Source organism: Flavonifractor sp. An306, from assembly GCF_002159455.1.
Classification (GTDB): Bacteria; Bacillota; Clostridia; order Oscillospirales; family Oscillospiraceae; genus Flavonifractor.
Genome location: NZ_NFIQ01000100.1, coordinates 1 through 9,686, shown reverse-complemented (window position 1 = coordinate 9,686; position 9,686 = coordinate 1). Strand labels below are relative to the sequence as shown.

Here is a 9,686-nt window from a genome sequence, read left to right as displayed (position 1 = left end):
TTCAACCTTGCGTTTGAAAATGATGATTTTATCATTTTTTACGGGACTGATGGTCTATTTTGCTACGATTTATCAGAGAAAGAAATCATTTTCAGCGTGGATTTTATTAAAGTATCCGGGACAACTGGTGCAGTTCAGGGGACTGCCGGGACGGATGTAAGCGTTTCTCAGGATGGTCAAAGTATGATCCTCGTATATTCTGATATGGATACGCCCGATGCCGTATATGATGCCTATTATATTTCAATTCCGACTATGACATATCATTGCGGCGAATACCATCCAATGGAGGACGCTTTTAATCCTGAAAATGCGGTCGGATATGTTTTGCCGGGGGCTATTTATTCGCATACCCGATACATTCGTGGCGATTCGTCATGGGATGTCTTTGATGGATATAAAGTTGAATAATGTACCGTATGCCTCACCCCCTCCGCTGCTGCGGAGGGGGCCCTTTTTACTATTTTTGACCACACATATAGATACAAGGATCTTATACTATTTTGCGGGCGGGAAGCGGTGGGGTTCAGCCACACACTGGTACAGCACCGCACCGCATTTCCGACAGATGAGATACTTCAAACGGTTTCCAAGCATTCCGTGATACTTGAAGGTCACCAGAGCTTCACCGTGCTGCCAGCCCTCCCCGATATCTTCGGATCCACAGTACTGACACTTTGTAACAGGCAGTTGTGCCATGGCTTGTTCTCCTTCCTGTGCTATTATAGTTCCGCAAACAAATGATACCGGAAAAAGCGTCTGAAGTCGAGCAGACTGTCCGAAAACTACAAGTGAATCTGGTATCTTGACACAATATATGGTATAATACTTGTGTAAAAACCGCAATAGAGGTGACACACATGGGTTATATACAAGGTGCGGATCGCGGTCAGCTTATTTTCCTTCCAAACACACTCGATGATTATGTCGATGAAAACAATGAGGTTCGAGTAATTGATGCGTTCATTGACTCTCTTGCCATTGGAGAGATGGGATTTAAGGCTGAACCAGCCAAAGAAGGGCGCCCCGGGTATGACCCCCGTGATATGTTGAAACTCTATGTGTACGGATACCTGAATCACATCCGTTCGTCCCGCCGCCTGCAAAAGGAGGCCAGCCGAAATGTTGAAGTCATGTGGTTGCTGAGGACGGTAGTCCCTGACTTTCGGTGTATTGCTGATTTCAGAAAAGACAATGCAAAAGCGATAAAAGAAGTTTTTACAGCATTCGTGAAACTCTGCAACCGCGCTGGGCTATTGTCGCGCGAGTCCGTAGTGATTGATGGTTCGAAGTTCAGAGCCGTGAATGCCGATAATAAGAGCTATCTCAGCAGCAGTGTCCCCAGAATGATCCGAGAGATAGATGAGAGAGTCGAACGCTATATGAGAGCGCTGGACGAATGTGACAAAAAGGAGGCCAAGCCGGGGGCCTTGAGCAAAGAGGATATTACTGGAGTTCTTGACTATCTTAATCGGCGAAAACTCCAACTTACTGACGCGCTGGCGCAGATAGAAACAAGCGGAGAAAACCAGATATGCACGACGGACCCTGAATGTCGGGTCATGAAGTCTGGCGATGGTATCCGCCCGTGCTATAATGTCCAAACGGCAGTAGAAACGGAAAACCATATTATTGTTTATTACGATGTGACTGAGGAATGTGTTGACTGGGATCTCCTTGAAACTGGGATCACTGGAGCCAAGAATGCGTTGGAGGTAGAAAACATCGAAGGTATCGCGGATAGAGGCTACGCCAACACGGAAGTTATATGGAAATGCCTTTTGAATGGTGATACTCCGACGACGCATCCTAACAAGGGAGCGAGGTGCAGAATCTTCCGTTTTCGGAAGACGGAAACCGACATTACAGAGGAAATGCTTGTTTCAAAAGACCCTAATATTCTCATGCAGTGTGTTTCTGCGGGAGTCCTGCCTCGAGTTCTTCAGCGAGAAGATCTGGAAATGACGGTTTACAAGCGTCGGGCGTTTGGCTCATCTCTTTACATGGACAAAAAGACAGGAGAGATCGTATCGCGCGCAGAAATGAAAGCCAGAGGCGGACTGGACCGTGAGAAAGTCCTCGTTGAATGGCAACCTCCACTACAAGATTATTTCGAACGAGATTTGGAAAGCGATACGGTCACCTGTCCAATGGGGCAGACACTTCTCTATGATGGCTCAGAAAAGAGCGGCCATAAGAAAGATCCATCTGACCGCCGGTACCGCAGACTTGCTGCGTGCAAAAAATGCAACAATCGATGTACTCTTGCCCAGACCAGGACAATCACTTTCAAGGAGGGCGAGATCAGAAAACAGGAAACATTTTATCAAAGAGCAGCCTGTGGACTGATCACGCGCAGAACGAATCTTTCTTTCCGACCAATCACGATACCGCCAGGCGAGGGTCCATGGGAGGAGGCCATAATTCTTCGGTTCTATCCAAACCAACAGCATCTGCGAAAGCGTAACACCATCGTGGAGCACCCATACGGGACTGTAAAGAGATGGCACGGGGCCAACTATCTGCTGACCAAGGGGAAGGTCAAGGTAGCGGCTGAAACCGGGCTTTCTTTCCTTGCGTACAACTTTAGACGGGCGGTCAATCTTTTGGGAACAGACAGATTGATGCAAATCATCAGAGCTGGGTAAGACCTCGCTTTTGTTACGACTGCCGTTTCTGCCAATCCGCGCACAGCACTGTGTTCATTCTGTTGGTAATCAACAGTTTGAACACGCTTTTTTCTACACTCCAGGCCAGGTGTTTTCGGACAGTCTGCGAGAGAAATAGACATTTTGAAATAAAATATGAACTGGCCGAAGGGGGCGGGAGATATCACTCATACGATTAATGAATACAGGTTGGATGTGTTTCCGCCATTTTCTCGGAACCTGGCCCGCTTCTTAATTTTCCCCCGCTGGATCAGTTCGCTCATTGCCCGCTTGACCGAGGAACGGGAAAGACACAGGTTTTTAGCAATGGTATTGATGGCGTACCAGCTTTCGCCCTTCTGGTTGGCCCGGTCGTGGAGATAAAGCAGCACCATTTTCGCTTTGCTGCTCAGTTCGGGGTCACCATAGATTTCATTGAAGTAACTCATAGTTTCATCTGTCCCTTCTTGGCGTATGATAGCCTTTCTGCTGCAAGCTATTTGTGATAACCGGAAACTCTGGCAGGACTGCGTGCAGAAATTCCTTTTTGTCTGCATAGTACACCTTCCGGGCAGCCTTCTCCGGCACCTGGTACGGCTTTCCAAAGGTAATGCCCCACTCCAGGAACAGTCGCAGCCGGGTGCGCATGGGGTGAGTGCCGGTTTTCATGACAATAAAGTGACCCTTGGGAAGCGATTTGAGCTCGTCCGGGGTCATCAGCGGGCGCTGAATCATCTGCAGGGACTGCCCGGAATCGTTCTTGCCTCTGGTAATAGTTCCACTCATAGCCGTGCGGTTGCCCAGGGCTTTGGACAGGGCCTCGGCGGTTTTGCTGCTTGGGGCAAAGCCGCCGAAGATGGTGTCCTGCACGTTGTCTTGGATAATTTCCGCCCCCTCTTTTCCGTAGTTCTTTTCCAGCTGCGCCAGGGACTGAATGATGGGCACCAGGGTGAGTCGTCTGGAGCGGCCGGCGGAGAAGAGGGGCAGGATGTCAAAGGCGGGCATGGTGCCCAGCTCGTCGCAGAAAAACACCACCCGGTTCTGCAGTTTTCCGTCGTGCTCGTCCGCTACGGAAAAGAGCTCCCGGCTCAATGTCTGGATCATCAGGCCGGCCATGAAGTTCTTGGTGGTGTCCTCCTCGGGCAAGATCAAGAAAATGGCAGACTTCCTTGATGCAAAACTCTCCGCATCCATGGCGCTGTCAAAGCACAGCACCTGCTCCAGCTCACTGTCCAGGAAGGTGTTGAGCCGGGCCAGGACGGTGGACATGACGGAGGCCATGGACTGTTCCGCGGCGTTGAGGGCAGAGCCGGAGAACCACTTGGCCTTGTGCTCCTCCGGCAGGTGGTCCATGAGGAATTGAAACTCGTTTCTCCCCGGCACCATGCTGGGAGCCAGCAATTCCTGCACCAGCTTGAACACGGATACGATGTGCCTCCGTTCCCGGAGTGCTCCGTCGATCTCCTTGGGCGGAAGGTATTCGGCCAGCAGCAGGATGATCGCGGTGAGTACGCCCTCGGCGGCGTCGTAGAAATACTGGTTCTGGGCAAAGCTCTCCCCCTCGGGATTGATGATGGTCTTGGATAAAATCTTGGCGTACTTCTCGGACCTGGCCCGGGCCGCCAGATTGTCCGGCTCCTGCCGGCACACATCCATGTAGTGGTTGATGAGGGTAAGCAGGTTGTAGCCGTCCGAGCGGGTGGGGTTGCGCAGATCCACCACCGCCACCTGGTAGCCGTAGTATTGGGTGGCAATGGCGCCGTAGTTTCTGGCCAGATCTCCCTTGGTATCCAGGGCCAGAAAGCTCATGCCGCTGGCACAGGCATATTCCATGTTGGGGTACAGAAAGTAAGCCGTCTTGCCCACACCGGAGGCGCCGATCATCAGGCAGTGGATGTCATCACAGTCCACCAGAGCGGCCAGCCTGTCCTTTTTCCCAACACAGCCCAGCACCAGGCCCTGGGCCTCTGGGAGCTGCTCTCCCTTTCTCCACAGGGCCGGTCGGAAGGGTACCCGCCGGTAGCTCTTGCGGATTTCCTTCTCCGTGGCCCATGAAGCGTTTTGTCAAGTGCTATTTTGAGTTATTGACGCACAATCAAAGTGAAAGCGCGAAAGTGCAAAGCGCAAAGGGTCTGCACTTTGCGTTTTCAGCTTGCGGGTTCGGGCGGCTGCTTCTTCTTGATGAAGTTGTACCATTGACCGCCGACGCGCCTTGCATCCAAAACACCGCCCATGTTGCGCTTGGCGTTCTGCACCGTCCTTTCAGATATTCCGGCTTCGGCTGCGGCCTTTACAATTTCCTCGCTGGCAAGCTCTTTCCCGTCTGCAAGCAGGTCAAGTATCAGCCGTTCCGCCTGTTCGGTCTTGGTGGCCGTGTTGCCGCCCGCGCCGGATAGCAGCTCGTCGGCGGTAATGTCATACTCGCCTATCCACGAAAAGCCCGTTTCCGGGTCAAGGCAAAAGGCAACGGGCTTGCCCTCCGGCGCAAGGGAAGATTTGTCATGGACGATAACGCGCACATTTGGCTCCCGCTTCACGCGCCCAATCAGCAGGACGCTCCTTGCTGCGGCGCGGAAGTCAATAGAACCTAAGCCCCGGTATGCGCTCTGTCCTCCGGCGGCTTTATTCAAGTGTCCGATAAGGATAACGGCGCACCCGGTACGCTCGGCAACATCGGCAAGGCGGCGGAACATGGGGCGCACCTCGTTTGCCCTGTTCATGTCGGTCTTTTCGCCCATGTACGCCTGTATGGGGTCAAGGATAATCAGCCGCGCCCCGGTCTGCCGGATAGCTCTCTCTATGCGCTCGTCGGAAAGGGAAAGCCCCTGCTTGCTCTCATCAATGACAAGAACACGGTCAAGGTCTGCTTCGGCTTCCATAAGGCGGGGCTTGATGGTGTCGCCCAAACCGTCCTCGGCGGTCTGGTAAATCACATTGAATGGCTCATGCGCTGCCATGTGGGGGAACGGCTTGCGGTTGGTACAAGCGGCGGCAAGGCGTAGGGCAAAGGTGGTCTTGCCCTCGCCGGGGTTGCCTTGCACAATGGTTACTTTCCCAAACGGGATATACGGCTCCCATAGCCATTCAACGGTCTGCGTGTCAACCTCGCTCATGCGGATAATCTCGACGGTTTCTTCCTGCGGCGGCTCTTTCAAGCCGTAAACAGCTTCCCGGATATACTTCCCGTCTGTGATTTCTGCCCGGTGCTGCAATACCTCGTTCCAATCCTTGAAAAGAGGGATAAGCCGGTGGACGGTATAGCCCTCCGGCATGAGCTTTACAAGGCGGCTGCAAGCGTCGTTCCCGGCTTCATCGCTGTCAAGGCAGAGGTAAACGGTCTTGATGTTCGGACGGTCAGAGAGAAAGCGGAGCAGGGCTTTTTCTCCCACGCCGCCCAATGACAGGTAGCTTTGCTTCTGCCATTCCTTTTTGAACAGGCAGAGGAAAGAGATCAGGTCAATGGGTGCTTCAAAGACAAACAATCTTTCGCCCTCGCCCCGGTAACAGAAGTTAAAGGCTTTGTCGCTGCCTTTCACATCAAGCCGGAAGTTTCCCGCCGTTCCTTTGCTGTGGGCGTAGCGCGGTAGTCGTGGGTCATTCCGTCCCACTCATTTGTCAACTTTTCGCCGCTTCGGTAGGCGGCTGCGGCAACGGCTGATTTGCCCTTGCCCCGGCTGACAATGCTGATATTACAATGGTAGATGGCTATGGGTATCACCTCCCGGATAGGATAATAAAACCCGCAAAAATGGTACAGACGCCAACGGCGGGTGTACTGTTTTTGTGGGTGTGCAGGGATAGCCGCGTAAGCGGCGCAAGGGGTGCAGCCCCTTGTTGCGGCAAAGCCGCCAATGTCGGTCAGAGAGGGAAGCAAGCGGCTTTCTCTCTGTGCCGACAAGCCCTCGGCAGAGCGCACGCACCCGTAAGGGTGTATAAGTGCGCCCTTTGTGCCAAAGGGATTATTCGCTTTTCCCGCCCTTGGTGCGTTTTTTCAGATAAGCCCGCGCTTCCTCGCTCGTCAAGGCAAGCCGGAGAAAGGCGGCGGCTTCCTCGTCGGTCATGGTCTTGGCTTCCGGCACAATGCTCTCAAAGACCGCACCCCGGACGATCAGCCGATGGCTGCGCGTCCTGCGTTCCTCTTGGGATAACTTTTGCCGCAACACCTTTTCCCGGTTTTCAAGCTGCCGGATTTTCTTCTTCCCGTCCTCAATCTCGGCTTGCAATTCCTCGCGGTTTTTTTCTCTCGGTTTCGTCATGGGTGGTCACTCCTTTCTACCTGTCGGCATAGAAAAAGGACAGTCGATTTCCTCGGCTGTCCTTTTGATTAGGGTGTTTGGTTTACTCCGTTCTGCTCAATAAATGGGAATATTAAATATCAATACGCCCTTTAATACATTCCTATTAAAACATCAGCTTCGATTGTCAAATGTGTGAGAGTACGCCAATCAACGCAATCTTTTTCAACGCAAAAGAGAAGCGGCGTCATTTCAATAAACGACATTCTTTGTTCTGATGACAACTGTACGGTGGCTGAAACCGTTTCTCTTGAAATGGTTTTAAGATATTTCTCAAAATATTCAACGACAGACTCATTTGAATAATCTGGATTTTTCAAGTGTGCTTGCACTTTAGTCCTGATTTCCCTCAAATGATTTTTCGTAGGAATTACTTTCACAACATATCCGTTAGGAGATAGCAATCGCTGAAATTCTTTGTAGTGTGCAGGCGAAAATATGTCTAAAATACAATCCATACTTCCGTCTTTCAAAGGGATTTTTGATAAGTCAGTAACAAACCACTTCACTGCTTTGCGCTTGTCTTTTTTTGATGCAATCTGTATTGCCTCCCTTGACAAGTCAAAGGCAAAGATGTTTCGTTCTGTTCTTTGCTGTATCTGCCTTGCATAGAAACCCTCGCCGCAACCAACATCTAAAATGTTTCTTATAGATGGCGTATCAGAAATAAACTGTATGATTTTCTCCAACACAACATCATACATGCCATACTCCAAAATTTGGTGCCGGTTGTCAAAAGACCGCTTGCTGTAGTTGGTTTTGGGCGATGATTTTAACAACAAATTTACATACCCATATCTTGAAATATCAAAGCAATGTCCATGTCTACAAATTAGGCTATTGCCTTGTATATCCATTGATTTTGTGCAAATTGGGCATTGAAAATAAACCTTGCTGTCTGCAAAGCGTGATAAATTATTATTCATTTGTTTTTCCTCCGTAATTACATCTCTGCTTCAATAAGCGAGTTATGCAATACGGATAACCGCAACATAACTCGCGGTTTTATCTTAATCTCATAAATGTAACCATTGTGTTGTCCTCCAATCAATTCCGCAGTATTACTCTGCTTTTAGAAAAAGTATAGCACAAAACTATGAACATTTCCACTCTATTTCAGCCTGTCGGCGGCGTTGCTCTCTCTGGCGTACCGCCGCGCCGCTTCCCGCCGTTCCTCACTGTATGGGGCGGTCAGACGGAAAGAGAAGCGGCCTTTCTCAATGTCAAACTCCATGCAGCCCGTTTCCGGGTCTGCGTCGGTCTGCTGGCAGATTGCCGGATAACGGCGGCTGTATGCAAGCAGACGCTTTTTCAAGGCGGTGTTGTGGGTGCGGATATGGATAAGGGGGTCTTTCTCGTCAAACCAAATATCGGTGGTCTTTTCCTGCTTGGTAAGCCCTGTTCTCATACAAGCTCCTTTCCATGCCCTTGTCACGCAATAGGGGCATTTTTCGGGTGTTTTCTCCGGCTCTTGACTTGGAGAAAACAGCATTTTTGACGATAAAAACCGCCCGGACGGGGAATGTATCGTCGGGGCGGCTGTTATCGCAAGATTTCTGTTTTTTCCGGCTCTTGACCGTCAGACGCGGATAAACGCGAACTGTCGGCAAGTATCGTTTTGAGCAGCTTGTCGCGGAATGTTTCTGTGCTGCTGTGATTGAAAAACAACTCTGCAACAATGGTCTGCCCGTTCCTCTGGGTCGTGATGATACTGTCGGGGGTCTGTTCTGCCATAGGCGGCTCCTTTCTCCGGGCGCAAAAGAGGGATTTCCCGTAGCCGGAAAATCCCTCTTGGTTGTCGGTTATTCTGTTTTACTGTGCGGCGGCAGCCTGTGCCTTTCTCCTTGCCCGGTATTCCCGCGCCTTGATACGGTCATACTCCCGCTGCTTTTCAAGGTTTCGCGCCCGGTACTCCCTTGAATACTGCCGGTGGTAGGCGCGGCTCTTTTCCCTTTTGGCTTCTTCGATTTCCTCCCGCATTTGCCGGATTTTCTGCTCTGTCGGCTCTGCAAGCTGCGTTACTTCGTTCTCAAATCTGCCGATATAGTTGAAATATATGCTGATGTGCTGGATTGCGTATCTCGCCCTTTTCTGGTCGCGTTCATGCACTTCAATCCGGCTGATAAACTCGTTGAGAATGGCGGGGGTGAGGTCGGTAAAGGCAGCATGGCGTTCCGTCAGCTTCAAAAACTTCTGCGCCCGCCCTCCCGCGTTCTCGAAAGCGGATAGCTGCTCTTGGAGTGTGGCAAGCTCCGTTTTCAATGTGTAGTATTCTTCCGAATACTTCTGCGACATTTGCTCATAGCGGTCTTGCGGGATAGTGCCGAGGGCATTGTCCTCATAGAGCTTATTCAGCACCTTGTCAATCTGTTCAAGGCGTGTCGTGATCTGCGGGATACGTTTCTGCTGTTTCTTGGTCTGGTCGGTCTGCTGCATGGCAAGGTTCTTTTTCACTAAGGCTTCAAACTCCGCCCGGTTGCTGATAGAGTAGTCCTCGATTTTCTTCAGCACTTCCGCGACGGTCTGCATAAGCAAGTCAGCGTCAATGATGTGTGGGGAATGGCACTTGGGGTTTTTGGCTTTCCCCTTGTGGTACTCGCTGCAATAGGCAACGTGCCGCTTGCCGCCGTTTCTGTAATCTATGCGGATGTGCATTTTTGCGCCGCAATCTTTACAGAAAAGCAAGCCCGACAAAGGGTGGATTTCCCCGTCCCCGTTGGGGCGTCTGACGGGCGCGTTTTCC

Annotated in this window: 8 protein-coding genes and 3 pseudogenes; 2 read left to right on the top strand and 9 right to left on the bottom strand. The window is 51.1% G+C overall.

The window, feature by feature from the left end; translation table 11 throughout:
- Both B5F88_RS20820 and B5F88_RS17390 read left to right on the top strand, forming a co-directional pair.
- Positions 1–411: pseudogene (locus B5F88_RS20820) on the top strand (hypothetical protein); the annotation flags it as partial.
- Between the two features lie 449 nt (positions 412–860).
- Positions 861–2,648 carry a transposase gene (locus B5F88_RS17390; protein WP_087348565.1) on the top strand — a complete coding sequence of 596 codons (1,788 nt, stop codon included), beginning with the start codon at positions 861–863 and terminating at the stop codon, positions 2,646–2,648.
- Positions 2,649–2,836: 188 nt separating this feature from the next.
- On the opposite strand, the gene B5F88_RS17385 is transcribed toward B5F88_RS17390, so the two are convergent.
- The 9 genes and pseudogenes from B5F88_RS17385 to B5F88_RS17345 all read right to left on the bottom strand — a co-directional run.
- On the bottom strand, positions 2,837–3,097 hold the full coding sequence (locus B5F88_RS17385) for a helix-turn-helix domain-containing protein (protein WP_087348562.1): 261 nt from the start codon (positions 3,095–3,097) through the stop codon (positions 2,837–2,839).
- A 4-nt stretch (positions 3,098–3,101) separates the two neighbouring features.
- Positions 3,102–4,706, bottom strand: a pseudogene (locus B5F88_RS17380) (type IV secretory system conjugative DNA transfer family protein); the annotation flags it as partial.
- Positions 4,707–4,795: 89 nt separating this feature from the next.
- A complete protein-coding gene (locus tag B5F88_RS17375; RefSeq protein ID WP_242959860.1) occupies positions 4,796–6,256 on the bottom strand; it encodes an AAA family ATPase in 1,461 nt (486 codons plus the stop codon).
- Positions 6,232–6,366: pseudogene (locus B5F88_RS20420) on the bottom strand (MobA/MobL family protein); the annotation flags it as partial. The pseudogene B5F88_RS20420 and the gene B5F88_RS17375, both read right to left, overlap by 25 nt.
- A 241-nt stretch (positions 6,367–6,607) precedes the next feature.
- Positions 6,608–6,904 carry a DUF3847 domain-containing protein gene (locus B5F88_RS17365; RefSeq protein ID WP_016147288.1) on the bottom strand — a complete coding sequence of 99 codons (297 nt, stop codon included), beginning with the start codon at positions 6,902–6,904 and terminating at the stop codon, positions 6,608–6,610.
- A gap of 131 nt (positions 6,905–7,035) precedes the next feature.
- Positions 7,036–7,869, bottom strand: coding sequence for a methyltransferase domain-containing protein (locus B5F88_RS17360; protein ID WP_002584969.1), 834 nt, complete (start codon positions 7,867–7,869; stop codon positions 7,036–7,038).
- 185 nt (positions 7,870–8,054) lie between these two features.
- Positions 8,055–8,351 (bottom strand): hypothetical protein, encoded by a 297-nt coding sequence (locus tag B5F88_RS17355; RefSeq protein WP_087348555.1) that lies wholly within the window; start codon positions 8,349–8,351, stop codon positions 8,055–8,057.
- Between the two features lie 134 nt (positions 8,352–8,485).
- Positions 8,486–8,677, bottom strand: a complete 192-nt coding sequence (locus B5F88_RS17350; protein WP_087348553.1) for a transposon-encoded TnpW family protein — start codon at positions 8,675–8,677, stop codon at positions 8,486–8,488.
- A 78-nt stretch (positions 8,678–8,755) separates the two neighbouring features.
- Positions 8,756–9,686 (bottom strand): DUF4368 domain-containing protein (locus tag B5F88_RS17345; protein WP_140402172.1); only part of this gene is annotated, 931 nt, incomplete at its 5' end.